The 25096-nt window shown below is 71.8% G+C and carries 23 protein-coding genes and 2 tRNA genes; 3 read left to right on the top strand and 22 right to left on the bottom strand.

Going from position 1 to position 25096, the window contains the following annotated elements; translation table 11 throughout:
* The first annotated feature begins 48 nt into the window (after positions 1-48).
* Positions 49-684, top strand: coding sequence for a tyrosine-type recombinase/integrase (locus tag DSM104329_RS10140; RefSeq protein ID WP_259315315.1), 636 nt, complete (start codon positions 49-51; stop codon positions 682-684).
* A gap of 464 nt (positions 685-1148) precedes the next feature.
* Here the strand turns inward: DSM104329_RS10140 and DSM104329_RS10135 are convergent, their stop codons facing one another.
* From DSM104329_RS10135 to DSM104329_RS10075, 13 genes are all read right to left on the bottom strand, one after another.
* On the bottom strand, positions 1149-1340 hold the full coding sequence (locus DSM104329_RS10135) for a hypothetical protein (protein WP_259315314.1): 192 nt from the start codon (positions 1338-1340) through the stop codon (positions 1149-1151).
* Between the two features lie 44 nt (positions 1341-1384).
* Positions 1385-1762, bottom strand: a complete 378-nt coding sequence (locus DSM104329_RS10130; protein WP_259315313.1) for a hypothetical protein — start codon at positions 1760-1762, stop codon at positions 1385-1387.
* Between the two features lie 83 nt (positions 1763-1845).
* Positions 1846-3063, bottom strand: a complete 1218-nt coding sequence (locus tag DSM104329_RS10125) for a tyrosine-type recombinase/integrase (protein ID WP_259315312.1) — start codon at positions 3061-3063, stop codon at positions 1846-1848.
* Between the two features lie 51 nt (positions 3064-3114).
* Positions 3115-4005, bottom strand: a complete 891-nt coding sequence (locus tag DSM104329_RS10120; RefSeq protein ID WP_259315311.1) for an NAD(P)-binding domain-containing protein — start codon at positions 4003-4005, stop codon at positions 3115-3117.
* Positions 3998-5878, bottom strand: coding sequence for a hydantoinase B/oxoprolinase family protein (locus tag DSM104329_RS10115; protein WP_259315310.1), 1881 nt, complete (start codon positions 5876-5878; stop codon positions 3998-4000). Before DSM104329_RS10115 ends, DSM104329_RS10120 begins: the two co-directional genes overlap by 8 nt.
* Positions 5875-7215 (bottom strand): LLM class flavin-dependent oxidoreductase, encoded by a 1341-nt coding sequence (locus DSM104329_RS10110; protein WP_259315309.1) that lies wholly within the window; start codon positions 7213-7215, stop codon positions 5875-5877. Before DSM104329_RS10110 ends, DSM104329_RS10115 begins: the two co-directional genes overlap by 4 nt.
* Before the next feature lie 27 nt (positions 7216-7242).
* Positions 7243-8085 carry an alpha/beta fold hydrolase gene (locus DSM104329_RS10105; protein WP_259315308.1) on the bottom strand — a complete coding sequence of 281 codons (843 nt, stop codon included), beginning with the start codon at positions 8083-8085 and terminating at the stop codon, positions 7243-7245.
* Between the two features lie 21 nt (positions 8086-8106).
* On the bottom strand, positions 8107-9522 hold the full coding sequence (locus tag DSM104329_RS10100) for an NAD(P)/FAD-dependent oxidoreductase (protein WP_259315307.1): 1416 nt from the start codon (positions 9520-9522) through the stop codon (positions 8107-8109).
* Complete coding sequence (locus DSM104329_RS10095) at positions 9522-11591, bottom strand: hydantoinase/oxoprolinase family protein (protein ID WP_259315306.1); 2070 nt, start codon at positions 11589-11591, stop codon at positions 9522-9524. The genes DSM104329_RS10100 and DSM104329_RS10095 overlap by 1 nt, the downstream gene beginning before the upstream one ends.
* 140 nt (positions 11592-11731) lie before the next feature.
* The gene (locus tag DSM104329_RS10090) at positions 11732-12289 is read right to left on the bottom strand and encodes a TetR/AcrR family transcriptional regulator (protein ID WP_259315305.1); all 558 of its coding nucleotides are present in this window, start codon (positions 12287-12289) and stop codon (positions 11732-11734) included.
* 377 nt (positions 12290-12666) lie between these two features.
* On the bottom strand, positions 12667-12981 hold the full coding sequence (locus DSM104329_RS10085; RefSeq protein WP_259315304.1) for a hypothetical protein: 315 nt from the start codon (positions 12979-12981) through the stop codon (positions 12667-12669).
* A gap of 408 nt (positions 12982-13389) precedes the next feature.
* Positions 13390-13462 (bottom strand) — tRNA-Glu (locus tag DSM104329_RS10080).
* Positions 13463-13714: 252 nt separating this feature from the next.
* Positions 13715-14614, bottom strand: a complete 900-nt coding sequence (locus DSM104329_RS10075; RefSeq protein WP_259315303.1) for a homocysteine S-methyltransferase family protein — start codon at positions 14612-14614, stop codon at positions 13715-13717.
* Between the two features lie 23 nt (positions 14615-14637).
* Between DSM104329_RS10075 and DSM104329_RS10070 the strand changes: the two genes are divergently transcribed.
* Positions 14638-15564 (top strand): helix-turn-helix domain-containing protein, encoded by a 927-nt coding sequence (locus DSM104329_RS10070; RefSeq protein WP_259315302.1) that lies wholly within the window; start codon positions 14638-14640, stop codon positions 15562-15564.
* Between the two features lie 51 nt (positions 15565-15615).
* Here DSM104329_RS10070 and DSM104329_RS10065 read toward each other — a convergent pair whose 3' ends face one another.
* From DSM104329_RS10065 to DSM104329_RS10050, 4 genes are all read right to left on the bottom strand, one after another.
* Positions 15616-16059: an SbtR family transcriptional regulator gene (locus DSM104329_RS10065; RefSeq protein WP_259315301.1), complete on the bottom strand. Its 444-nt coding sequence runs from the start codon at positions 16057-16059 to the stop codon at positions 15616-15618.
* A gap of 212 nt (positions 16060-16271) precedes the next feature.
* A complete protein-coding gene (locus DSM104329_RS10060) occupies positions 16272-17822 on the bottom strand; it encodes a glycoside hydrolase family 17 protein (protein ID WP_259315300.1) in 1551 nt (516 codons plus the stop codon).
* Between the two features lie 141 nt (positions 17823-17963).
* Complete coding sequence (locus DSM104329_RS10055; protein WP_259315299.1) at positions 17964-19529, bottom strand: sialidase family protein; 1566 nt, start codon at positions 19527-19529, stop codon at positions 17964-17966.
* A 113-nt stretch (positions 19530-19642) separates the two neighbouring features.
* Positions 19643-19726 (bottom strand) — tRNA-Leu (locus tag DSM104329_RS10050).
* A 46-nt stretch (positions 19727-19772) separates the two neighbouring features.
* Here DSM104329_RS10050 and galK point away from each other — a divergent pair.
* The gene (gene galK / locus DSM104329_RS10045) at positions 19773-20804 is read left to right on the top strand and encodes a galactokinase (RefSeq protein ID WP_259315298.1); all 1032 of its coding nucleotides are present in this window, start codon (positions 19773-19775) and stop codon (positions 20802-20804) included.
* Here galK and DSM104329_RS10040 read toward each other — a convergent pair.
* Genes DSM104329_RS10040 through DSM104329_RS10020 form a run of 5 tightly spaced genes read right to left on the bottom strand, consistent with a single transcriptional unit; the run spans position 20784 to position 25081 of the window.
* On the bottom strand, positions 20784-21092 hold the full coding sequence (locus DSM104329_RS10040; protein ID WP_259315297.1) for a hypothetical protein: 309 nt from the start codon (positions 21090-21092) through the stop codon (positions 20784-20786). The genes galK and DSM104329_RS10040 overlap by 21 nt on opposite strands.
* Before the next feature lie 4 nt (positions 21093-21096).
* The gene (locus DSM104329_RS10035) at positions 21097-22755 is read right to left on the bottom strand and encodes a sodium:solute symporter family protein (RefSeq protein WP_259315296.1); all 1659 of its coding nucleotides are present in this window, start codon (positions 22753-22755) and stop codon (positions 21097-21099) included.
* A 51-nt stretch (positions 22756-22806) separates the two neighbouring features.
* Positions 22807-23271: a prepilin peptidase gene (locus DSM104329_RS10030; RefSeq protein WP_259315295.1), complete on the bottom strand. Its 465-nt coding sequence runs from the start codon at positions 23269-23271 to the stop codon at positions 22807-22809.
* Between the two features lie 53 nt (positions 23272-23324).
* Complete coding sequence (locus tag DSM104329_RS10025; RefSeq protein WP_259315294.1) at positions 23325-24137, bottom strand: SGNH/GDSL hydrolase family protein; 813 nt, start codon at positions 24135-24137, stop codon at positions 23325-23327.
* Entirely contained in the window at positions 24134-25081 is a 948-nt protein-coding gene (locus DSM104329_RS10020; RefSeq protein ID WP_259315293.1) for a quinone oxidoreductase family protein, read from the bottom strand. Before DSM104329_RS10020 ends, DSM104329_RS10025 begins: the two co-directional genes overlap by 4 nt.
* Positions 25082-25096: the final 15 nt, after the last annotated feature.

Genomic DNA, 25096 nt, shown 5'->3' with positions numbered 1-25096 from the left:
GTCACGCTTCTAGGCAGAAGCGTGACAAGTAGACGGAACGGAGGCCAGATGCCCGCCCCAGCGAACGCCGGACGCAAGTACCCCGCGGAGCCACTGACGCCCGACGAGGCGCAGGCGCTCATCGACGCCATCACGGGACGCGGACCACTCGCCGTGCGCAACCGCGCGCTGGTCGCGCTCATGTGGCGATCTGGCCTGCGAGTCTCGGAGGCGCTGGCCCTACGTCCGGCTGACGTGGACGAGCGACAGGGCACGGTGCGCGTGCGTGAGGGCAAGGGCCGCAAGGATCGCGTCGCAGTCATCGACTCACGGGGGCTCGGCTACGTGCGCGCGTGGACCGAGGTCCGCCGCGGGCTCGGGCTCAACGGCCGTCAGCCGTTGTTCTGCTCGGTCGGCGCAGGGGCACAACGTCAGGCGGGTCAGCCGCTTGACCCGTCCTACGTCCGGCGGCTGCTGCCGAAACTCGGCACGGCTGCGGGCATCGACAAGCGCGTACATCCGCACGGGCTGCGCCACACGATGGCCACGGAGATGGTCGAGCGCGGGCTTCCGCTGCATGTCATCGCCGGGCAGCTGGGGCACTCATCGACCGCGACGACCGACACCTACCTGGCCAAGCTCATGCCCTCGGACCGCATCAAGGCGATGCGCGCCGCGGGCTGGGATCTGGACGAGCAGCCCTAGCAACCCCAGCGATCCGAGCAGTCCCGCCACCCGGTCGGGCTCGTCCTGGCGCGGGTCGTCGTGTCGCTGGGGTGGCTGAGAAGAATCCGTCGTCCGGTATCAGTCGCGCAGCGACACGCGCAGGGTGTGACGCAGGCGGGGAGGTTCGAGTAGCCGTTGGTGATTCTGTGTCCGCACACATCGGAGGGGTTCGGCTACCGGCTGCCACGTGGGACGAATCCCGTGGGAACGTGGGACGAATGATGTTCCCATGCGTGTTCCCACGGCGACCCCAGAAACGACAAACCCCCGATGTGCTCGGGGGTTTCAGAGGTACCGCTACGGGGATTCGAATGGTGTCCCTGGGACGATGGGAACTGAGATTTGGCTCTCCCGTCGCAATGTTGCGCCGCTCTCGACCGCTCCTGACCGCCGGAAAAGCAGGCTCGTTGTCGCGCGATTGTCGCGCGGAGGTCGCGGCCGCGTCAGACGGAGTGGACGGCGGCCTCGCCGGGCGCGGCCTCGCCGACGGCGTTGCCCGCGTCGTCGAACGCGATCATCAGCAGTCCGTCGGCAGCCTCATGATCCTCAGCCAGTCGCCTCAGCGCATCGATGGCCTCGTCCTCGCGATCGAAGGACACGACCAGGTTGCCGGTGTCGAAGATCGAGTACGTCATAGCCCTGACGATGGTAACGGGGCTGCTACCCACCGCGACGAGCTCTATGCGGGCGTGATCGAAACGATGCACGCCGACAACGCATCCGGATGTCCCCAGATCGACCAGTGCCCTGGACCGCCGGTGTCCGCGAGACAAATGCCCATTCCGGGCTGCAGATCGAACCGAACGACGTGGCCGCCGATACGCGTACGGTGCCGCCGGCACATCTGCGCCACGAAGCCGCCGTCCTCGAACATGGAGATGGCTACCGCGAGCACGTGAGCCCGAAGATCTGCGGGATGCGGCTTGCGTCCGAGCTCGTAGTTGGACCTGCATGCCTCCACCGGCTGATGCGCATCACGAGCGCCGCGATACAGCGTCCGTGGCTCAGCGAGCGTCTCGACGAGGAAGCGATTCTGGGTGGCCACGGCGGCGGCCACGGTAGCAGGGAGGATCCCTGCAAAATCGCGCTTTTGAAGCCGTTGACGGCTGGCAGCAACTCCCGCTGGATTGAGGCCAGCCGTCAGGCGGCGCGTCGCAGGAACGCATCGAGCAGACCCGCGGCCTCTTCCTCGTTGCCGGGCATGAGGTGCCCGTAGAGGTCGAACGTGACGGTGATGCTCGAGTGGCCCATGTAGCTCTGAAGGGCCTTCGCATTCACCCCCGCGGCGATCATGAGCGAGGCGTACGTGTGCCGAGCTTCGTGGAGCGTGATCGGATCGAGACGCTGGTCGTCTGCGGCTGCGGCGTTGAACCGTGCCCACGCGGCCAGAGCGCGATTGCGTACGGTCGACGGATAGAACGGCTCGCGCGCCGTCATGCCGAACGCGAGGTCATCACCGGTCCGCCTACTGGCGACGAGGTGCTCGCCGAGAGGCCAGCGAAGAACGGCCGCGATCGGCACGCGACGCCGCGCGGCCTCCGACTTGCCGCCTTCCTGCTCACCTTCGCCGTCGTCCCACGTCCGTGCGACCCGAATGAGCCCGGCGGCCAGGTCGATGTCCGAGACGCGCAACGCGCGCAGCTCCCCACGCCGTAGACCGGCGTACATCGCCGTGGCGAACAGGGCCCGCTCGGGCAAGTCCAGCGCAGCGATCAGGGCGGCCGCCTCGGCCGGCGAGGCGATGCGCTCTCGCCGACGCCGACCCTTCGGAAGCTCGAGATCGGCGGCCGGGTTCATGCGGATCTCTTCGCGCTGCGCCAAGCGCCGAAAGATCGCCTGGACAGGGTTGATCGTCTTGACGACGGTCGCCGGGTCCATCTCCTCGGCGAGCAGATCGTCCACGAAACGCTGGAGATCCCGCCGGCGCACCTCGCCGATCCGTAGGTGACCCAGCGCTGGCTTGACACGCAGCCGGAGGCAGCGCTCGTAGCCGCGGACCGTGCTCGGCCGGTAGCTCGTTCCGCTGCGAGACCGCACCGCCCCGCTCCGCGCACCGGCGATGAACTCATCGGCGGCCTCCGCAAGGGTCCTGCTCGACGGGTCCGCATGGAGGTCCGCGCCGCCGCGCTCGAGCGCCGTCGATGCGTCGCGCCTCCACTGCTTCGCAGCACTCAGCGTCGTGAACGACTTGCGGATGCGCTTACGCGCGCGGTTGTCCCAGACGTTGGCCTGGTAGGTCGGCGAGCAGTTGCACCGGCCGCCGCTTCCGGAGCGGCACTGCTTGGAGTGACGGGTCGCCACGCCTTCGGCGGGCGTAGCCTTCTTACTGCTCATGGAGCTGATTCCTCCGTGGGCCACGCCCCCGGCTGTTCGCGCAGCGCGGGGGCACCTCGTTGTTGGGCGCCCACTCTACGGCGGTGTCCCGACATCATGGTCAGAGCACGCGCTCGGCCGCAGCCGCGGCCCAACGCTCGAGTTCCGGCACGGGAACGAGCCTGAGCTTGCCCCGACGGATGATTCGAAGTCCAATGCCGCGCAGCATCGCGATCCATCTCCGACACCGGCGACGTAGACGTCGATGGACGCCTGGTCGCCGCGGAAGTCGCCATCCTCGAGGCGACGGGCGACGTCGGCGCTGCCCTCCTGAAAGAGCGGGACCATCAGCTCGTTGACCATGTCGGTGAACTCGCGCATCGACAAGCCGGGCTGCGCCGCCAGCGTCCCGGCCTCGAACAGCCCGCTGAGCGACGCGAAGTGCTGCATGAACAGCGCGGCGGAGACGAGGTTCGGGCCTTCCGGCCGGTCGCCGATGAACCGGTGGCTGCCGGCGATCGGCGCGAGCGACGCCTTCTGCTCGCGGAACGCTGTCTCGGCTGCGCCGTACAGGACGACCGTCTCCGAAGCGCCCACGTCGCGCGGGTAGCCGAGGATGGCGCCGTCGAGGTACGGGGCGCCGGCGGCGTTCGCCCATGCCGCGATCGCGCGGGCGTCGTCCGTGCCGCCGGTGACGAAGTTGACCAGCGTCCGGCCTGCGGCCGGCGAGCCGTCCGACGGCCCGAGGGTCTTGCGCACCGCGTTCGTAGTCGATCGGCAGCAGCACCGTGACCGGGCTGGCGGCGATGGCTTCGGCCGCGGTCGGCGCCTGCTGCGCTCCGAGCTCCACGCTCGGCGCGACGCGCTCGGTGTCCGGTTCCACACCGTGGCCCGCCGTCCGGCGTCGAGCAGCACGCGAACGACGGCGGAGCCCATCGTCCCGACGCCGACGACCGACACGTCGGTGGCAGCGATCGCATCACGCATCGATGCGCGCCGCACCCAGCGCGCGTGCGATCACGGTGTCCTGGGGCCGTATCTCGTCGCGCTGCCAGGTGCTGGCCGACGGGTGGGTCGGCGTGACCGTCGGCAAGGGCTCACCCGACCGGGCCGCCCGGATCTCTGTGCGCGCGGCCGCCGTGGCCTGCTCGTCGATCTGCGGATCGAGCGCTTCGTCGACCATGAGCCCGTAGACCTCGCGCGCGCGCTCCCGGGAGACGACCCCGTCGCGGACGTCCGCGCGGACCTGCTCGAGGGGACGGTCGAGCGGGTCGCCGTATCCGCCGCCGCCGGTCGAGACGCCCGTCCAGCGCTGGCCGGGCTGCATCGCGACGTGGACGGCCCGCGGCAGGAAGTGGCGGCGCTCTCCGTCGTCGGCGGTGAGGTAGTGGCCGCCGCCGCGGCCCGGGGTCGCGCCGAGCACGCCGTGGGGCGGGTTGACGAGCGAGTCGTTCGTGTGGATCCACTCGATCGGCGTGTGGGTCGGCCACATCTCCAGCTCGATGCCGGGGCCGCCGATCCAGCGGCCGAGGCCGGCCGAGTCGGTCGCGACCTCCCAGCGGCCGATCCGCACCGGGTACAGCTGCTCGGTGTCCTCGACCGACGCGGTCTTCAGGCCGCCCAGCGCCGCGTTCGTGATGACCAGCGGCCAGCCGTCGGCGCCATTGGCCGCCGGCCCGCCGCCCCCGCCGTTGAGGCAGAGGTGCCCCCACGGCTCGCCGCTGCCGGGCCGCGTGCCGGCAAGGTTCGGCACATTTGACCAGTGGCTGCAACCCGCCCGAGTCTGGCCCGGGATCGCCTGCGCGAGCGCCTTGCACACCGCGTCGTGCATCGCATCGGCCGGCTGGGTCGTCGCCGAGGCGGTCGAGGCCGGATAGGAAGCGTTGCACACCGTCCCCTCCGGCGCGTAGACGGTCACGCAGCGCAGGCAGCCCTCGTTGTGCGGGATGTCCGGATCGATCGCGGTCACCACCCCGGCGATGCCGACCGCCTGCGCGACGGCGTAGGAGCAGTTGTGCCCGGTCGGCACCTGCGGGGCGCTGCCGCTGAAGTCGACGTGGACCGACTCGTCCTCGATCGTCACGCGGACCTTGACATGCACGTCGTGCGCGTCGAGCCCGTCGGTGTCCATCCAGCCTTCGGCCTCGTAGACGCCGTTGGGCATCTCGCGGATCGCCGCGCGGGTGCGTTTCTCGGCATAGTCGAGCGCGGCGTGCGAATAGTGCTCGACGGTGTCGGAACCGAACTCGTCGCAAAGCTCCTTGAGCCGCCGCTCGCCGGTCCAGATCGAACCGAGCTGCGCCATCAGGTCGCCTTCGAGGAGGTCGCGATAGCGGACGTTCGTCAGGTACATGTTGATTACGTCACGCCGCGGCTCGCCGCGGTGATAGAGCTTGATCGGCGGCAGCTGCAGGCCCTCCGACCAGATGTCGGGCGCCCACTCGTGCACGCTCGCCGGAACGGCGGCGCCGACGTCGAGCTGATGGCCCTTCGACGCGGCCCAGAACATGTGGCGACCCTCGTGGAACACCGGGCACACCGTCACGAGATCGCCGACGTGGGTGTTGTACGAGTACGCGTGGTTACAGGCGATGACATCGCCCTCCCCGAGGTCATCGCCGAAGACGCGGGTGATCTCCTCGATGATCAGGTGCATCGAGCTCGTGTGGACCGGTAGCGCGTCGACCATGGCGACCTGACGGGCCTCGCGGTCGTAGATGCAGCAGGAGTAGTCACGGCACAGCGCCAGGATGGGGGTCATCGCCGCGTGCTCGAGCGCCAGCGTCATCTCGGTCGCGATCGAGTTGAGGCGGTTGAGGATCACGCTGAAGGTGATCGGGTCGGTCGCCGACGTGGTCATGCGTGCACTCCCGTGGACGAGGGATGGTCGGACAGGGGCCGGCGCAACTCCTCGATATGCGCCGTCTGGGCGTCGACGAGATGCTCGCCGTCGAGCCGGACCGCCGCGCGCGGCACGTCGTCCGGCCGCCGCGCCCCGAACTCGGCGAGCGTGTCGTAGCCACGGTGCGGCTCGGTCTTCCATCGCGGCGTGCCGCCCTGGCGCAGCCGCGGGATGACCTCCTCGGCGAACAGCGTCAGGCTCTTCATCGCCAGCCAGCGCGGCTTGACGCCGGAGTTGGCGAACACCAGCAGCTTGCCCGCGCCCGCCTCCTCCAGCGACTCGCGCAGGAACGACGCGACGGTCTCGGGCGAGCCGGCGACCGCCCAGTGCTCGGCTGCGAGCTCGTCCCAGCCGAGCTCATTCATCGGGGTCGACCGGTAGCCGCCCGACAGAATGCCGCGCAGCGACTGTGGCGAGACGTAGCCGGGCGGGAAGTTGTCGTGCTCGGCCGAGAGATAGAAGTTCTGAAACGCCCACAGGTCGTGGGCCTCGGCCTCGAGGCGCGCCTGCCGGTCGGTCTCGGCCACGTGCACGTAGATCGAGGCCGCCACCTGGCTGGGCTGCAGCTCGTACCCCTCGTTCTCGCACAAATCGCGGAACCGCTGCACGTTGCGCAGGAAGCCCTGGCGCGGGTTGAGGACCGGCAGGTACGTGTAGCGGTTACGCGCCGCGAGCTCCAGCGTCTCCTGCGAGCCGCCACCGGGCAGGATGATCGGCGGATGCGGCTCCTGCAGCGGCTGGGGCCAGACGTTCACGTACGGGATCTGGAAGAACTCCCCGTTCCACTCGAACGGGCCCGGCTCGGTCATCGCCTTGATCAGCAGATCGTGGCCCTCGCGGAACCGGCGCCGCACCGTCGCCGGGTTCATGTAGCCGAGCGAGTGGTGCTGCATGCCGTGGCCCATCGGCAGCGCGATGCTGAGGCGTCCGCGCGACAGGGTGTCGACGACCGCGATCTCCTCGGCCATCTTGACCGGCGTCGTGTACGAGTTGAGGATCGGCCCCCACGCTCCGATCCGTAGCCGCGTGGTGCGCGCAGCCGCCCACGACGCCGCGACCAACGAGTTGCCGTGCAGGCCGATCGGCCCGTTGTGCTGCTCGCTGAACACCGCGCCGTCGTAGCCGAGCCCCTCCAGCGCGACGATCGTCTCGAGCTGGTCCTCGAGCACCCGCTGACCGTGCGCGCGGTCGTAGAGGGTGTTGGGCAGGTCGACGTAGTTCGACTTGCGGTTCCCGGCGTACGGGACCCGCGGGTAGGCGCCGTCGATGATGACGTGGAACTCGATGTCGTGCATGGGTCGTCTCTCGTGCTCGGCGTGGCGTCAGGCGTTGCGGGCGACGTGCTCGGCGGCGAGCTCCGCCACCTCCCTCGGGTGCTCGAGCGGCAGCAGGTGGCTGCTCTCCTCGCCGTGGGCACCGCGAACGGTCACGTGGCGGGCACCGGGGATGAGCTCGGCGTAGCGCTCCGCGACGGCTCCGGAGACCAGCCGGTCGTCCTCCGCGCCCAGCACGAGCGTCGGAGCCGCCACCCGGGCCAGACGGTCGTCGAGCCGCCGGTCGTAGCGTGGATGCCAGGCCAGCAGCGCCAGCGTCGTCGCCTCCTCGTAGGAGCGCACCACGTCCTCGGGAAAGCCCTCCTGCGTGAAGAACTCGCTGTACCGGTCGGCGCGCCCGTTGAGCAGCGCGTCAGCCCGCTCCCGCGCGGTCAGCCGGAACGGATCGGTGCCGGGCACATCCAGGCGGGCGCGCGTGTTGAGCCCGGACGGCGTGATCAGCGTCAGACTCGCGAAGCGACGGGGGTAGAAGATCGCCAGGTTCGCGGCGATCCAGCCGCCGAGATCGTGGCCGACGAGATGGATGTCCCAAAGGCCCAGGGTGTCGAAGAACGCGTCGTAATGCAGGACGAGGTCCTCGAAGCCTTCGATCGCCGCGGGCAGCGGCGTGTCGCCGAAGCCCGGGTGCTCCGGCGCGACCACGTCGTGGGCCTGTGCCAGGTGCTCGCAGAGCGGCAGCCAGACCCGCGTCGGCACGGTTCCGTGCAGGTACACGACGGCCGGTCCAGCGCCCGACCGCCGGTAGGCCGTGCGCAACCCGTGGACGTCGGCGAAGGCGGGCTCGGTGTAGTGCGCCCACTGAGGCGGCGCGTCCGATGGCATGGTGGTCATGGCGTTTCTCCCATCTGCGTTTCAGCCGGCGTTGCCCGTGAAGCCGGCGATCCGGTTGCCCACCTCGACGAGCCGCGACGGACGGCCGCTGCGGCCCTCGGCCCGCTCGCCGATGGCCCGCATCGCCCAGATCCCGGCCGCGCCGATCGTCCGCAGCGGCTCGGGCTCCCACCGCCGCCGCGGGAACGGCCGCACCCAGGGCAGGCTGACGAGGTCTGTGCGCCGGTCGAGCACCAGGTCCGACAGCGTTCGACCAGCGAGATTCGACGCGGCGACCCCCTCGCCGACGTATCCGCCGGCCCACCCGAGGCCCGTCGCGCGATCCAGCCACACGCTCGGTGCCCAATCGCGCGACGCGCCGAAGATGCCCTGCCAGGAGCGCTCGACGCGCACGCCCTGCAGTTGCGGGAAGGCGCGCAGGAGCTCCTCGTGGTAGGTGCGGCGCACCCGATCGGTCGCCGCCGCGTCGCGCGGTGGTCGCGACCCGAACCGGTACGGGATCCGGTTGTCGTCGCCGCCGATCGTGATGCGCCCGTCAGTCGTGCGCTGGAGGTGGACGAACGGGTGCTCGCAGGCGACGGACTCCCGGCCCTGCCAGCCCAGCTCCGCCCACAGCTCCGTGCTCAGCGGCTCGGTCACGAGCATCGACGTATGCACCGGCACGATCGTTCGGCGGCTGTGAGCGAGGCCTCCGGAGTAGGCGTCGGTCGCCTGCAGGACGAACCGAGCCCGGACCTCGCCCCCGTCTGTGGCGGCCCGGCCGGGCGCGATCGTGCGGACCCGCGAGCCCTCGAAGATCCTCGCCCCTGAACGCTCGGCGGCCGCCGCGAGCCCGCGGACCAGCCGCCCCGGATCGAGAGTGGCGCAGCGCCGGTTCAGCCGAGCCCCCAGGGCGCCGGCGACGACCAACCGGTCGCGCACCTCGCCGGCGTCGAGCAGAAGCGTGTGCTCGGGCCCGACGCCCCACGCGCGGTCCGCCTCGACCGCCGCGCGCTGGCGCGCGAGCTCCAGCGTGGTGCGCGCGACGTGCAGGCTGCCGTGCTCGACGAACCCGCAGTCGATCCCCTCGCGCGCGATCGCCGCCCCCATCTCGGCGACCGCGTCTCGCAGCGCGCGTTCGAAGGCGACGACGCCCTCGCGACCGCCGATCCGCGCCCAGTACTCGCGCGATCCGCTGACCTGCGCGACCGCCGCTCCCCCGTTGCGACCGGACGCGCCATAGCCGGCGAACTCGGCCTCGACGATCACGACGTCGAGATCAGGCGCCGCCTGCTTGAGCGCGTACGCCGCCCACAGCCCGGTGTAGCCGGCGCCGACGATGCAGACATCCGCATGCACGACGCCCGTCAACGCCGGGCGCCGGCGGATCGGCTCCGCGGCGTCGATCCGAGCCATCCAGTGTGAGACGTCGGGCGGTGTCCGGACGGCCGGCGACATCAGACGCGTTCCATCACGTACGTCTGGACGCCGTCTCCGACGAGGCGGTGGCCCGCGGGCACGAGGATGGTCGTGGTGGCGCCGTCGAGGATCGCGGGTCCGGCGACCTCGGCCCCGGGCGCCAGCGCCTCGCTGGCGTAGACCGGAACGTCGGCGAACTCGCCTTGCTCGAGCAGGTACGCCCGCCGGGTTCCGCGTGAGGCCGGGGCAGGGTCCCCGCCGCCGGTCATCGCCAGCGGAGCCGCCTCGCCCTGCGCGCGCCGGCCGATGCCGCTCACCCGCCAGTGCAGCAGCTCGATCGGCGCAGCCTCCAGTGCGTACGTGAAGCGCTCGCGATGCATGCCGTGGAAGCTCTCGGCGAGCTCCCGCACTGCCTCGTCGTCGAACTGCCCGGCGGGCACGGGCGTGATGAGCTCGTGAATCTGGCCCGCATACCGGGCGTCGACCGTGCGCTCCAACCGGACGTCCTCGTCCGCGAACCCACTGGCTCGCAGATCCTGCAGCGCCCGCTCCTCGAGGTCCGTGAGGACCGCGCCGACCGCGGTCGTGTCGAGATCGCGCGTGGTGGCGAAGAGCGCAGCGGTGTGGTCGTGGCGCATGTCGGTCACGGTCATCCCGAACGCCGAAAGCGTCCCGGCCTGCGCGGGGATCACGACGCGCGGGATGTCCAGCGCCGCCGCGAGCCGGGCCGCATGCAGCGAGCCGGCGCCGCCGCCGGAGATCAGGGCGAAGCTCCTCGGGTCGATGCCGCGCTCGACGGTGACGGCGCGGATCGCCGACACCATGTTCTCCTCGACCACGCGGATGACGCCCGCGGCCGCCACGACGGGATCGCCCAGGCCGAGCGGCCTGGCGACGTGCGTCTCGATCGCGGCCCGCGCGAGGTCGCCACGCAGGCGCCGCCGGCCGCCGAGGAACGCGTCGGTCGAGAGGTAGCCGAGGACGATGTTGGCGTCGGTGACCGTCGGGCTTTCGCCGCCCTGGTCGTAGGCGGCCGGTCCCGGCGACGCCCCGGCCGACTGCGGCCCGACCCGCAAGGCACCACCGTCGTCGACCCAGGCGATCGAGCCGCCGCCCGCCCCGATCGAGCGGATCTCCACGCCGGCGACCCCGAGCGGCTGGAACGCGATCATCTCGCTGCGCGACAGCGAGATCTCACCGTCGCGCATGATCCCCGCCTCGAACGACGTGCCGCCCATGTCGATCGTCAGCGCGTTCGCGAGCCCGGCTCGCGCGGCGATGTGGCGCGACGCGGCGGGCGCGGCGGCGGGGCCCGAGTGCACCAGGTTCACCGGGACGCGCAGCGCCTGCGCGACCTCGGCGCAGCCGCCGTTGATCTGCATGACCTGCAACGAGCCGTCCAGGCCGTTCGCCGCGAGCCACGACGCGAGCTCCTCCAGGTACGTCGCGGTGCGCGGATACGCGTACGCCGACAGCACCGTCGCCGACGTGCGGGTCCACTCCCCGATCTCCGGCAGGATCTCCGACGAGAGCATCACCGGGATCCCGGGCAGCCGCTCGGCCAGAACCTCGCGCACACGTCGCTCGTGTGCCGGGTCGACGTGCGACCACAGCAGCGCCACCGCGACGCTCTCGACGCCGTGGTGCGCGAACGTCCGCGCCACCTCCGCCACGCTGTTCTCGTCGAGCGGCAGCTCGATCGATCCGTCGGCCAGCACCCGCTCGCGCACGCCGAGGCGCAGATACCGAGGCACGAAGTCGTCGGGCCGCGGAAGCGCCAGGTTGAAGCGATCGGGCTTGAACCCGTCGCGGAAGTACAGGGCATCGCGGAAGCCGGCGGTGCAGACCAGTCCGACGCGGGGGCCGTTGCGCTCGATCAGCGTGTTCGTGGCCACGGTCGACCCGTGGACGAACGACGTGGTTCCGGTGAGCAACTCACGCAGCGAGACGCCGAGCTCGCCGGCGACGGCCTCAAGGCCGAGCTCGATCGCCTCGCTCAATCGGTGAGGCGTGCTGTCCTGCTTCCACTGGACCTGCTCACCGCGATCGCCGACGACCACGATGTCGGTGAACGTGCCGCCGATGTCGACCCCGATGGTCCAGCTCATGGAGTGCTCTGCCGCGGACGGCACTCGCTTCGCCGCCTCGCCGCTGCGGTTGACATGTACATATGTACATCATGTCACGCTTCGACTTGCGAGGTCAATCGACCGCATATCGGACGGTCCGAGGCCGCGGACGCGGCCCTTCAGGAGGTGATGAGCCGGCGAAAGACCGGCTCCACGTCGGCCGCCAGCACGATCGTGTCGTGCATGACGGCCTGGATGAGGATCCCGTCCAGCAAATATCCGAGCACGCGAGCCGTCTCGGCGTCGGTGTGCTCACGGATGAGGTCCGTGATGCCCTCGAGCCAGCGCGCACTCTCCCCGCGAAGCGCCGGACGGTTCAGCGCGGCGAGATAGAGCCGGTAGTCGAGCACGAGCTGCGATCTCAGACCGCCCGCCTGCTCCTCGACCCAGGTCGCCAGCGCGCGCGGCAGGTCCGCGCCCTCCTCGATCATGCGCGCGAACGTCCTGCGCTGCGTCGCGAAGTTGCGCTCGCGCGCCAGCTCAATCGCCCCGGCCAGCAGGTCGTCCTTGCTCTCGAAGTAGTACGTCGTCGAGCCCAGCGGCACCCCGGCCGCCTTGGCGACCGCACGATGTGTGACACCCTCGACGCCCCGCTCGGCGACCACGCGCAGCGTCGCCTCGAGCAGCCGGCGCCGGCGATCTGGATCGAGCTGAGGACCGGAGCGACGCGCCGACATGAGCTGTACGACTGTACACCTCGGGTCGGTGCTCACACCCGAATCTGGCAGCAAACTCCAGAAATCGGCACCGGCTAACACCGGCACGTGAAGACCGTCTCGCTTCGCTGTCCCGCTCATTTGCAGGCTTTTCCGCCGGGACGCGTCGCATGAGCGGCCTTCTTGCCATGCAGAAGATCCAGCCGTTCGACCTCCATTGAGATCGGGCGAGCTCTCGACGACATCGGGCTTTCTGGCTCCTCGAGCGTCCTCGTCCTGGCGGCACACGGGCGCAGCGCCAACGTGGTGCCAGAACGGTGCCAGAACTCCGACCCAGCGAGCGCGACCACCCGTAACGCGCGACGCCGATAACCGCGGCGGCGCGATCGCCCCGGTGGTCAGCGATCGCGCCGGGCGACGAGCTCCCACCAATCGGTCTCCTCCCCCTCCACCCGCTGCCACTCGAGCATGCGCGCCATGCTCTCTACCTGTGAGCCGCCGCCCACGCAGGCGCTCCACAGCTTCTGCGTGGCGCGCTTGTAGCGGTGGATGAGATCGTCGAGCCCGAACGCGTCGATCGCGCCCTCGTCATAGCGGGCGAACCCCTCGCGCACGCGCTCGAGCAGCAGCTCGAGCTGCGCCTCGTGGTAGGCGCGAACCGCCTCGCGATCCGCTCTGCGCTGCTGCCGGCTACGACCCTGGGAAGACACCACGCGATCGACCGTAGGTGCACCGTGGCAGCGGTGCAAGTCGGAATCGTCGATGCCCGCCCCCCGCTCAAACGGGCGCCGCACGGCCGCGGTGATCCGGTCTGCCGCCCGCGGCCAGCCAACGCGCCGCCCGCCGGACCGCCGCGCGAGCCGCCGGGTGAGTTGCACAGCTCTCGCCTTGTCGTAGCCAACCGGCGATCGCAACGTCAGACGATCCGCAGGACGGCTACTCCGGATGCCACTGGCACACAACGAACGCTTCGCAAAGGCTGGCCCGGCACCGGGATCGTGGCGCCCATCAAGCGCGCCGTTCCGCGTGGACCAGTTGCAGCGGCGCATCGTTGTCGCGCCGATTGTCGCGCGATGCCCCTTGAACGACGAAACCCCCGATGGAATCGGAGGCTTCTGAAGTACCGCTACGGGGATTCGAACCCCGGTTTCCGCCGTGAGAGGGCGGCGTCCTAGTCCCCTAGACGATAGCGGCGCGGGGCAGGCAATATAGCCATTTGCTGGGCCTTTCGGAGTGCCGCCGCCGGGCGGCGGGACCCCTGGAACTACGCTCGGCGCCTGATCCGGCGCCCGCGGCTCCAACCCGACGCCCCGAAGTGTAGCGTCGGCCTGCTGCGCGCCCACCGGTCGAGGTCGTTGAGCGGCGTGGTGCCGGAGAGCGGCGTGAGCACGGTCACTGGGCGGCGACCCGCCGCTTTCAGCTCGTCCGCGGCCGACCGCGGCTGCCTCACCCGGCGGGGATGCGGGCGGGCAGGCGCTCGCGCAGCAGCGCGATGTGCGCGGGTCGGATGCCGCAGCATCCGCCGATGATCTGCACGCCCTGCTGCACCCACCCGAGTGCGGCCTGCGCGTAGTCCTCGGGGCTGATGTCGTGGAAGATCCAGTTCGGCGGCTCCCAGCCGCCGTGATGGGCGTACGCGCCGAGGACGCCGTCCCAGTGCTGGCGGATCTCCTCGACGGCCGGCGCGATCTGCTCGACGTCGGTGTGCATCGCGTTGACGGCCATGACGCCGGGCCGTGCGAGCGCGGCGACGAGGTTGCCGAGCCCGTCCTCGTGCTGCCATCCGCCGTCGCCCGACCAGCTCGTCATGCCCAGCCAGACCGGCAGGCCGCTCTCGAGCGCCGCCTGGGTCGCGGCTCGGCCGTAGAAGGCGTCCGGGATCATCTCGAGCGCGAACAGGTCGACGCCCGCCTCGGCCTGGATCGCGACCTGCTCCCGGAAGGCGGCGAGGACCGTGTCGGCGCCGGGCTGCGGGTCGGGGATGCCCTCGGCGCTGTGCGGCGACAGCGAGCCGGCCACGAGGACCGCACGGTCGGCCGCGTTCTCGCGCGCCTGGCGCGCCGTCTCGACCGCGCGGCGGTTGATCTCGGCCACCCGGTCGCCGAACCCGGCCGGCTCGAGCGCGAGACGGTTGGACGGGAAGGTGTTGGCGACGATCACCTCGGCGCCCGCGCGGATGTAGTCCTCGTGGACGCCGCGCACGACGTCCTGATGGTCCAGGACCGCGACCCCGCACCAGACGCTTCCGTTCATCGGCACCCCGCGCGCCTCGAGCTCCGTGCCGGTGCCGCCGTCGATAAGCACCACCTCGCCGGCCGCCAGGCGCTGTTCGAACTGCTCGACCACGTCCGTCCCCCCTCCGCTGTACTGTGAAGCAGACGGTGGTAGTTATACAGGACAGCATCGGCGAGCGGATTCGCGCGCGTCGCGAGCAGCTCGGGCTGTCGATGCGCGCCGTGGCCCGAGCCGCCGGGGTCTCGCCGAGCTATCTCGGGTCGATCGAGAGCGGCCGCAATCCAGCCACCGGCCGGGCGCCCCTGCCGTCGGTGCGGGTTCTCGTCCGGCTGGCCGACGCGTTGGAGCTCGAGCTGGACGGCCTGCTCGCGGCGGTCGGCGTCGGCGCACCGCCCGCCGGCGCGGCCCACACCCTGCTCTACGTCATGGCCCCGCGGCCGCTGAACGTGGTCGAGCACCTCGTGCGCCTGCACGGCGACACGACGGAGCGCTGGATCCTCATCCCCGACCCGCGCGAACCGGCGCCCTCCGCTGCGGACGATCGTGTCCTGCTGCGCTGCTCGTGGCCGGTGGGCGCGGACCCGTACCCGGACCGCATGCTCGACCCGCAGCGGGTCGTGAACGCGCTCGACCGGGAGCTGCGCGCCGCCGCTGCGCGAGCCGGGTCGGCGCGGGTCGGACTCGCCATCGCCGACTGCTCGGCGGTCATGCGCTGGGTCACCAACCCGGAGACCGAGATCGCCTTCGAGTCGCGCTGGGTCGAGGACGTCGAGCGCGGCTTTGCCGCCACGCTGGGCCGCTCGCCGACGGCCAACGTCTGCGTCTACCACCACGACGACATCGAGGCGCTCGCGTTGCAGGTCGATCCGCTCGGCATCGGCCTCGCGCTGCTGCGGGCGCACACGACGATCGCGGTGGTGGACCGGACGGGCCGCCTGCGCGCGGGCGCCCCAGCGGCCGAGCTGATGCTCACGGCGCTGAAGCCGGCCGGCGTGAGCACAGAGACATGGGCCGACCTGTGCGCCGCGGCGTCGGTGGGGCTCGTCGCCCGCCCCGCGTAGCGGACGCGCGTGACAGCCGCCGTCGCGCGCCGCGCACCGCCACGCGGCCCGTCAGCGCGGTCGCGCCTTCCAGCGGCACATCGCCGCGGCGACCTCCTCGATCTCGAGCGCGGGCCCCGGCAGCTCCGTCCGCGGCCCCCTGTCGGCGCGCAGCCCGTCGAGCAGCAGCGCGAGGTGGCGCCGGCTGACCTCGGGCCGGATCTCGCGGGTGTAGTCGATCACCGAGGCGAGCATCACGTGGATGAGCGGGACGTCGCGCGCGACGACGTCCGGCCGCAGCACGCCGGCGGCCTGCGCGCGCTTGACGAGCGCATCGACGAGCGGGATGAACCGGTCGCGCGCCCGGGCCACGCGCGCCTGCCCGTGCTGGCGGAAGACGAGCAGCTCCATCAGGCCGCGGTCGTTGCACTGCGCGTCGATGACGCGCTCGAAGAAGCGCACCAGCGCCGTCCAGGGGTCGTCCTCGTCCAGCGACGCCTGCGCCTGGGCGACCATCTCGTCGATGCGCTGCTCGAAGAGCGCGTCGATCAGCTCCTCCTTGTCGGCGAAGCGGCGGGTGGTCGGCCGGCATCTTCGCGGTGGGCGCGGTCGTCGCGGCGACCCTGTTCCGCAGCGGCGCGCCCGAGCTCGACCCCGCGGCCGAGCCGATCCTCGCCCACTGACGCTCCCGGGGCGCCCGCGCACGCGCGGGCGCCCTCCCGCGTCGCTCAGTACCGGCCGTAGTCGATCGCCGAGACGACCTGCTTCGGCTGGCCGGGCGCCCGCCACAGGCCCCAGTGCGGGCCGGCGAGGCCGCCGTAGCCCGCGGGCGGCGGGGCCTTGCACTCGGCTTTCGCGGGCATGTCGAACGGCTCGCCCCAGACGAACTTGACGCCGCGCGCGGTCAGCCCGGCGAAGAACGCCCGCTGCGCCGCCTCGGAGTAGGGCGCACCGTTCCACGCCTGCCACTGCGGACCGCTCGGCGGCGGCGGAGCCCCCGGCGGGGCATTGGGCTGCAGCGGGCAGTTCGGCCCCGCGGTCAGCCGGTCGGGCCACCACGCCTCCTTGAGGATGACCGGGAGCCCGAGCGGGTTTGCGGCCCTGCCGGTGAAGAACTGGTCGAGGTTGGCCTTGGTGAACTGCGCCGCGAGGTTCGGGTTCGCGCTGAACAGGCCGTTGGATGCCGGGTTGGCGTCCCAGAACGCGTGCAGGTTCGGGAACACGAAGTCGCCGAGGGCCATGAGCCGGCGCGCCACGTCGGCGTTGTTGGACGGCAGGTACCAGTACCACTCGTTCGTCGCGGTGACCGCGAGCTTCGGATACGAGGACTTCAGCTGGCGGACCCAGCCCTCGAGCTGGTCGATCGTGTACCGGCGCTGGATCCCCTCGTTGCCCACGACGATGCCGTCGGCCTGCTGCTTGATCGCGTCGATCCGGCCGATCTCGGCGCCCGGGTTCCAGAGGCCCACGATCACCTTCTGGAAGCCGACCTTGCGCGCGATCTGCGGGACCTGGCTCATGGTCCCGTTGACCGTGTAGGTGACGACCCCGCGAAAGCCCTGGTTGGCGAGGAAGCGCAGCTCGGCCTCGATCGTCGCCGCCGGCGCGGAGTCGTTGAGGTTCGGCGACGCGTAGACGACCCAGTTGCGGCACGTCGTCAGGGCGGTGACGGCCGACAGCCGCGCCATGTCGCAGGGTGCCTTGGCGGCGAGCTGCGGCGGGCCGGCCTCGTCGGCGCCGATCGCGTCGGCCGCGCGATCGCGGTCGCGGTCGACGGCCTGCACCGCGTCGGCGAGGAGGCGGTCGCGCAGCGCGGCGGCGCTCGTGGCGCCGTCGGCGCGCAGCCGGCGGGTCGCCTCGCCCGACAGCCGGAAGCAGTAGCGCTCGCGGTCGCCGTCCAGGTCCACGCGATCACGGCGCTCCGCGGCGGCGAGCTGGACGGGCCCCGATGCACCGTCGATCGCGTAGGCGAACAGCCGCACCGTCCCCGTGCTCGCCACCCGATCCGCGGGCCGGCCGTCGAGCGCGCCATCGGGCACCGGGCGCCAGCGCACGGAGACGCAGACGCCGGCCCGGCCGTCCTCGACCGTGGGCGTCCCGAGCGCGACGTCGGGCGCGGGCAGCTCCGACGCCACATCCGCCTCGTCGGTGGGGGTGCGGGCGGCGGCGGCGACCGCGGGCACCGCGAAGGCGGCGACCAGGCACAGGGGAACCAGGCGCGCGAGTCGCGCGGCCGGCGCGGTCCCATGGCGGGGTGATCGGCGCTGCATCGTCGTCATCCGTGCCTCCGTGGGCGGCGTCGAGAACGGTCCATGATGCCGCTTCCGGCGACGAAGGGCTCCTGTGTCCCACGGGAGCGGAGCCGCGCGCGACCGGCACGGCGGGCGGCACGCCGGTGTGCCGCCCGCCGGACCCGCTGCTCAGCGCGGCGTCGGCTTGCCCCGCTGGACGGGGAAGTCGCGCGCGATGAGACCGGCCGGAGCCGGCTCCGGGACGATCGTCGCCTCCGGGAACGGCGCCGCGACCGTGGTCGAGAACGTGTCGGTCGCCGGATCGGACATCGAGAACAACGGCTTGAACGTCTCGCCGGTGGCCGTCAGCCCCTCGTAGTCGCCGACGAAGAAGCCGCTGGCGAACGGCGCCTGGCGCATGTCGAACGATGACGGCGTCACGCGCTCCTCGCTCCACGACGCTCCACCGTCGGACGAGCGGAGCACCCACACGTCGGTGTCGAGCGATGGGCTCGCCACCGTGTCGTTGCGGAAGTCGTAGTACGTGACCGCGATGTTGCCGGAATCGTCGACCTTGATCGCGGCCGTGAACGCCTGCGTCGACTCGTCGCCGTTGATCCGCACGGGCGACGACCAGGTGAGGCCGCCGTCGGTCGACTTCGAGAACGCGATCTGGTCGCGCTGGAATCCCGTCCAGCGGGCGTCCTGCCAGACGGCGTAGACCTCGTCGTGGCCCGGGCGCTCGTCCGTCGCGATCGACGGGATGATGTCGCCCGTGCGCACCTCGGCGCCGTCGCGCGGGTCCGTGACGCCGACCGTGCCGAGCCGGTCGACGACGATCTCGCCGCTCCAGCTTGCGCCCTGATCGGTCGACCGCAGGACGGACACGGTGCCGCCCTTGCGGCCCGCGCCGTTGTCGTTGCGGAAGACCGTCATGACGTTCACCAGGTCCCCCGTGCCCGTCACCGCGATCTGGTTGCCGATCGTCTGGTCGTTCTGGCCGGGATCGAAGATCGGGCGCGCCGGCTCCCAGGTCGCACCCGCATCCGTGGTCCGGGTGAAGTACGCGGGCCCGCGGAACGCGGCGGCCGTGAGGTAGGAGACGCCGCCGGCCCGCTCGTTCGGGAAGACCAGGCGATCCCATACGGCGTACACGTTGCCGGCGATGTGCGGATCCGCCGTGATCGAGTTCTTGTCGTTGAAGACGTGCGGGTTGGTGTCGACGATCAGCGCCTTGGGATCGCTCCACGTCGCGCCGTCGTCGTCCGACGTGCTCACCAGCATCGCGCTCGCCAGGTTGCGCGTGTCGTTGAACGACAGGCTCATCTGGTACGCGCGGCCGTCGGCGCCGTAGGTCACCCAGGGGTCGGTGGCCCGCTCGTAGTCGCCGACGCTGCCGGGAGCCGCGCCGGCGCACCGCGTGAACTTGGGCAGCGCGGCCGGCGGCAGCTGCGTCCAGGTGCCGCCGCCGTCGGCCGAGATGCTCGTGCCGATGCCGTTCGCGCCGCCCGTCTCGTAGCGATCCTGCTGGTAGACCCCGATCAGCGCCGACGGCTGCGTCGGGTCGAGGTCGACGTAGGGCTCGACCTCGGTGTTGCGGAACTCCGTTCCGTTCTGCGGCGCTCCGTTGCAGGCCGCCGGGAACGGGCTGAGGCTGCTCGCCTGGCTGAGCGGACCGACCGCAGCGGACGCCGCCGGCGCGGCAGCCCCAGTCGCGACGACCGCGCCGAGCGCGAGTAGCCGGGAACCTCGCATGTGGACCTCTCCGGGGGGCACCGAGCGGTCCCTTACCGCTCGGTGAGAACTGTCCCACCGAGCGACGTGCGACGCAAGCCCCGGCGCGACGACGCGCGCGGGCCGACCGAGTATGCGGATGAGAGGACTCGAACCTCCACGTCCCGAAGGACACAGGCACCTGAAGCCTGCGCGTCTACCAATTCCGCCACATCCGCGGGCGCATGCAGGGTAGCGACTGGCGAGCCAGGTAGAACCCCTCGCATGGCAACGCGCGAGCCCGTCGCCGCCTTCGGCCCCGGCCGGGTCAACCTGATCGGCGAGCACACCGACTACAACGGCGGCCTGAGCCTGCCGTTCGCCATCGCCGAGGGCGTCACGGTCACCGCCACGCCGCTGGACGGTGATCACGTCGAGGCGCGCGCCGTCGACCACGACGAGGACGACCGCTTCCTGCTCGCCCAGCCCGCCGACGGCGACCGCAACGGCTGGCGCGCCTTCGTCCGTGGGACCGTCGCCGAGCTGGCGGCCGCGGGGCACGAGCTCTCCCCCGTGCGCCTGGAGATCAGCGGCGACGTTCCCGAGGGCTCCGGCCTCTCGTCGTCCGCCGCGCTCGAGGTGGCCCTCGCGCTCGCGCTGCTCGGCCGGGAGCCCGGCGACCGCCTCGAGCTGGCGCGGCTGTGCGCGCGCGTGGAGAACGAGTGGGTGGGCGCACAGACCGGCCTGCTCGACCAGCTCGCCTCGCTCTTCGGCCGCGCCGAGCACGCGCTGCACATCGACTTCGCCACGCTCGAGATCGTGCCGGTGCCGCTGCGGACCGGCGATTGGACGCTGGTGACGCTCGACTCCGGCGAGCAGCACAGCAACGCCTCGGGCGGCTACAACGAGCGCCGCGCTGAGTGCGCCCGCGCGTGCGCCCTGCTGGGGATCGAGACGCTCAGCCGGGCCGTCCCCGACGCCGCCCGGCGGCTGCCCGAGCCCCTGGACCGCCGCGCCCGCCACGTCCTCGAGGAGAACGCGCGCGTCGACGCCGCGGCGGCCGCGCTCCACGCCGGCGACCTCGTCGGGCTGGGGCGCCTGCTCGACGCCAGCCACGCCAGCCTGCGCGACCTGTACGACGCGTCGACGCCCGCCGTCGAGACGACCGTCCGCCGCCTCAAGGACGCGGGTGCCGCCGGCGCCCGGATGGTCGGCGGCGGCTTCGGCGGCCACGTGCTCGCGCTGCTGCCACCGGGCGTCACGCCGCCGGAGGGGGCGGTCGCGGTCGCCCCCGGCTCAGGGGGACGGCTGCTCTGACGGCGCCTCGCCGGCGACGCGCTCGAGCGGCCGGACCACCGCCCACACCCACATCAGCACTCCGAAGACGAGCATCGCCAAGCCCGTCCAGAGGTTGATGTTGATGCCGTCGGCCTTGTTCTTGACGATGTCCGTCCCCACGATGCCGGCGACGAGGAGGATCACGCCGTAGAGCACGAACAGGCCGCCGATGATGCGGCGGATGTCGAACCATCGCTCGAGCCGCTCGGCGCGCCGGCGGTCCTCCTCGGTCGGCGGCTGCGGCGGTTCCGGTTCCTGGTCGGCCATGAGCTCAGATGAAGATGATGTTGAGGATCACCACGAGGATGAGCGCCCCGGCTCCGAGAAGCCACGGCTTGCGGTACCACGCGTCGTCGCCCTTGACGAAGTCGTCTTCCTCCTCCTCGCGGTCGAGGCCCCAGACGAGCCCGCGCAGTTCGTCCTCGGTCTTGCGCGTCGTGATGAGCGAGACGCCCACGGTGACGATCGCGTCGACCGCGAACGCGGCGATCGCCTGCCAGAAGTTCTGCGACTGTGCGGACCCCAGGTTGATGACGCCGTTGGACGCGAGGTTGTGCGTGACGACGGCGGCGACGATGCCCGACAGCAGGCCCCAGAACCCCGCCCACGCGGTCGTCCGCCGCCAGAACATCGCGATGATGAACGTGGCGAACAGCGGCGCGTTGAAGTAGCTGAACAGCAGCTGGACGTAGTTCATGATGTTCGAGTAGCCCTTGGCGATGAACGCCGTGGCCACCGAGATCAGAAGCCCGCCGACGGTCGCCAGCCGCCCGACCCGCAGGTAGTAGGCCGAGTCGCGCCCCTTCACCGCGTACGACTGCCAGAGGTCGTACGTGAACACCGTGTTGAACGAGGTGACGTTCGCCGCGACGCCCGCCATGAACGCCGCCAGCAGACCGGTGATCGCGATGCCGAGCATGCCTTCCGGAAGGAAGCGCGCGATGAGCAGTGGGATCGCGTTGTTGTACTGGAGGTCCGGATTGCTGCTCGTGCCCAGCCCCTTGACCGTGACGAGCGCGACGAGCCCCGGGATGATCGTCAGCGCCGGGATGAAGACCTTCGGGTAGGCCCCGATGAGCGGCGTGCGCCGCGCGGCCGACAGGTTCTTCGCCGACAGCGCCCGCTGGACCTCGGCGAAGTTCGTCGTCCAGTAGCCGAAGCTCAGCACGAAGCCGAGGCCCATCACCACCGCGAACCAGTTCGCGTCCAGCGGGTTGGTGACGTTGCCGATGCCGAGGCCCTTCCACGCGTGCAGTCCGGCCTCGCCCAGCGCCGATTCGCGCACCCGGTCCTCGAGGCCGCCCCATCCGCCGACGCTATGCAGCGCGACGAGCGTCAGCGGCAGGAGCGCGGCGAGGATGATGAAGAACTGCAGGACCTCGTTGTAGATCGCCGAGGTCAGTCCGCCGAGCGTGATGTAGATGAGCACCACCGCGGCGGCGACCAGGATCGACACCGAGATCGACCAGCCCAGCATCAGGTTGATGACGAGCGCGAGCGCGAAGAGGTTGACGCCGGCGATCAGCACGGTGGCGACCGCGAACGTGCTCGCGTTCAACGCGTGGGTCGGCTCGTTGAAGCGCAGGCGGAGGTACTCGGGGACCGAACGGACCTTCGCCCGGTAGTAGAACGGCATCATCACGATGCCGAGGAAGACCATCGCCGGCACCGCGCCGATCCAGTAGAAGTGCACGGTCGCCACGCCGTACTGCGCACCGTTGGCGGCCATGCCGAGGATCTCGAGCGCGCCGAGGTTCGCCGAGACGAACGCCAGGCCCGTGATCCAGGCCGGCAGCGAGCGGCCCGAGAGGAAGAAGTCGAGGTCGGTCTTGATCGTCAGGCGGGCGACGGCGCCGATGCCGAGGACCACCGCGAAGTAGATCGCGAGGATCGTGTAATCAAGCGCGCTGGCGTCCAGCTTGACCGACACGGCTGCGTACTTGCCCGGTTCGGGACGATTCGACGCATATCTCTCCGGCGCTCAGATCGCGCGCGCGTAGAGATCGAGCAGCGCGGGGCCGGCGAAGACGGCCACGGCGCCGCCGAGCGCGAGGAACGGGCCGAACGGCATCGTCGCCCTGCGCCCCACGAGCACGCCGCGCCGGACCACGATCGCCAGGCCGGCGACCGTCCCCGCCGCCAGGGCGACGACCACCGCAACCGCGACCGCCGCACCGAGGTAGAGGCCCAGCATCGCGACGAGCTTGACGTCCCCCATGCCCATGCCGGCGGGGCTCACCAGCGCGACGACGAGGAAGGCGCCGCCGGCCAGCCCGGCGGCGGCCAGCCGCTCGGGCGCGCTCGACGGATCGACGAGGGCCACGAGCACGAGCGCGACCACGGCGGCCGCCCCCGTCAGGCGGTTCGGGATGATGCGGCGGTCGAGGTCGATCAGCGTGATCGGCACGAGGAAGGCGAGCAGCGCCGCGGGCAGCAACAGGTCCATCGACCGACGTCATCGGCCGCTGCGGCCGCGCCGGTCACCCAGGCCCCGGGAAGCTAGGAAGCTCGTCCAGCGGACGGGTCCAGCGGCGACGCCACGTCGGCCAGCACCGGCAGCAGCTGGGGGCGCTTGGCCACGATGCCGTCGCCCGACGACCGTCCGCGCAGCCGGCGCACCACCCACGGCGCGAAGTGGCGCCCGCCCCACCGCAGCTCGGCGACGACCGCCTCGCGGCGCCGGCGCGCCGCCGCGGCGGGCAGCGGCTCGATCCACGGCCCGGCCTGCTCGCCGAGCAGCCCGATCGCCCCGGCGAAGGCCTGCTCCATGCGCTCGTGCCCCTGGGAGTTCGCGTGCAGGCGGTCGTCGCTCCACAGCCGCGGATCGGAGGCCGCCGGGCTGCCGGCGAGGTCGACGACGATCGCGCCCGTCTGCGCGCCCAGCTCGAGGAGCGCCGCGTTGTGGGCCAGCAGGCGCGTGCGGACGAGCCGCGCGATCGGCATGAACGCCGACAGGTCCGGCATCGTGAAGCAGACGACCGTGGCGCCGGCGCCCACGAGCGCGCGCTGGATCGCCTCGGTGTGGCCCATGACCCTCGCCGGGTCGTAGCCGGGGCGCAGCAGGTCGTTGACCCCGGCGGAGATGATCACGAGGTCCGGCTCGAGGGCGAGCGCCGGCTCGAGCTGCTCGGCGCGCACCTGGGCGGTCAGGCGCCCGCGCACCGCGAGGTTCGCGTAGCGCGTCGCCGGGTCCAGCCGCGCGAGGCGCTCGGCCAGCCGGTCCGCCCAGCCGCGGTAGCCGCCGGACCCGTCGCGGTCGTCGAGCCCCTCCGCCGTGCTGTCGCCCAGCGCGACGAACCGCACGTAGGTCATGGACGCAGCACGAGCTTGCCGGTCGTGCGCCGCGCGCGGAGGTCCTCGTGGGCGCGGCGCGCGTCCGCGAGCGGGTACTCGCCGCCCACGATCGGCTCCAGCTCGCGCGCCAGCACCGCGGCGACGAGGTCGTCGATGGACTCGCGCATGAGCGCCGGGCGCTGAAGGACGTGCACGAGCCAGAAGCCGAGCACGCCGATGCTCCCGTGCATGAGCCGCCCGGGCTCCACCACGGGCGCCCCCTGGCGCGCCGCCTGCCCGAAGTGGACCAGGCGCCCGAACGGCGCGAGCGCCTCCAGGCTCTGGGCGAACGTGCTGCCGCCGACCATCTCGAGGACGACGTCGACGCGGCGCCCGCCGTTGGCCTCGCGCAGTGCCGCCGTGAGGTCCTCGGCGCCCGAGTCGACCACGGCGTCGGCGCCGAGGCGCTGCGCGAGCTCGCGCTTGCCGCGCGACGACGCCACGCCGATGACCCGCCCCGCGCCGAAGCGCTTGGCCAGCTGCACGGCCAGCGTGCCGACCCCGCCGCCCGCGGCGTGCACCACGACGGTCTCGCCCTCGCGCAGCTGCGCGCTCGTGCGCAGCAGGTGCCACGCCGTCGTCCCCTGCAGCACGAGGGACAGCGCCTGCCCGTCGGCGATGCCGTCCGGGATGTCCCACATGGCCTGCGGCGCGGCGATCGCCCGCTCCGCGTAGCCCCCGCCCGCGAGCAGCGCCACCACCCGTCGCCCGTCGGGCGTCGTGCCCACGGCCTCGCCTCCCGGGACGAGCGGCAACTCGGCGGGCGCCAGGTACGAGTTGTCGGCCTGGTGGGTGTCGGCGTAGTTGACCCCGGCCGCGGCGACGTCGAGCAGGATGGTGCCGTCCGGCGCCTGCGGTTCTTCGACGTCGCGCAGCACCAGGACCTCGGGGCCGCCGAACTCGGTGATCTTGATGGCGCGCATGGCGGACATGATTGC

This window comes from Capillimicrobium parvum (assembly GCF_021172045.1).
Lineage (GTDB): Bacteria > Actinomycetota > Thermoleophilia > Solirubrobacterales > Solirubrobacteraceae > Capillimicrobium > Capillimicrobium parvum.
Note: the sequence above shows the minus strand (reverse complement) of the source record. Positions and strands in the feature narration are given on the sequence as shown.

Bases quoted from the DNA above. Each gene is read 5' to 3' on its own strand.
- DSM104329_RS10095 (WP_259315306.1), bottom strand. From the start codon at position 11,591: ATGAGCTGGACCATCGGGGTCGACATCGGCGGCACGTTCACCGACATC.
- DSM104329_RS10120 (WP_259315311.1), bottom strand. From the start codon at position 4,005: ATGCGTGATGCGATCGCTGCCACCGACGTGTCGGTCGTCGGCGTCGGG.
- DSM104329_RS10055 (WP_259315299.1), bottom strand. From the start codon at position 19,529: ATGCGAGGTTCCCGGCTACTCGCGCTCGGCGCGGTCGTCGCGACTGGG.
- DSM104329_RS10100 (WP_259315307.1), bottom strand. From the start codon at position 9,522: ATGTCGCCGGCCGTCCGGACACCGCCCGACGTCTCACACTGGATGGCT.
- DSM104329_RS10020 (WP_259315293.1), bottom strand. From the start codon at position 25,081: ATGCGCGCCATCAAGATCACCGAGTTCGGCGGCCCCGAGGTCCTGGTG.
- DSM104329_RS10040 (WP_259315297.1), bottom strand. From the start codon at position 21,092: ATGGCCGACCAGGAACCGGAACCGCCGCAGCCGCCGACCGAGGAGGAC.
- DSM104329_RS10115 (WP_259315310.1), bottom strand. From the start codon at position 5,878: ATGACCACGTCGGCGACCGACCCGATCACCTTCAGCGTGATCCTCAAC.
- galK (WP_259315298.1), top strand. From the start codon at position 19,773: ATGGCAACGCGCGAGCCCGTCGCCGCCTTCGGCCCCGGCCGGGTCAAC.
- DSM104329_RS10065 (WP_259315301.1), bottom strand. From the start codon at position 16,059: ATGGTCGCCCAGGCGCAGGCGTCGCTGGACGAGGACGACCCCTGGACG.
- DSM104329_RS10030 (WP_259315295.1), bottom strand. From the start codon at position 23,271: ATGGACCTGTTGCTGCCCGCGGCGCTGCTCGCCTTCCTCGTGCCGATC.
- DSM104329_RS10025 (WP_259315294.1), bottom strand. From the start codon at position 24,137: ATGACCTACGTGCGGTTCGTCGCGCTGGGCGACAGCACGGCGGAGGGG.
- DSM104329_RS10105 (WP_259315308.1), bottom strand. From the start codon at position 8,085: ATGACCACCATGCCATCGGACGCGCCGCCTCAGTGGGCGCACTACACC.
- DSM104329_RS10135 (WP_259315314.1), bottom strand. From the start codon at position 1,340: ATGACGTACTCGATCTTCGACACCGGCAACCTGGTCGTGTCCTTCGAT.
- DSM104329_RS10060 (WP_259315300.1), bottom strand. From the start codon at position 17,822: ATGACGACGATGCAGCGCCGATCACCCCGCCATGGGACCGCGCCGGCC.
- DSM104329_RS10090 (WP_259315305.1), bottom strand. From the start codon at position 12,289: ATGTCGGCGCGTCGCTCCGGTCCTCAGCTCGATCCAGATCGCCGGCGC.
- DSM104329_RS10110 (WP_259315309.1), bottom strand. From the start codon at position 7,215: ATGCACGACATCGAGTTCCACGTCATCATCGACGGCGCCTACCCGCGG.
- DSM104329_RS10140 (WP_259315315.1), top strand. From the start codon at position 49: ATGCCCGCCCCAGCGAACGCCGGACGCAAGTACCCCGCGGAGCCACTG.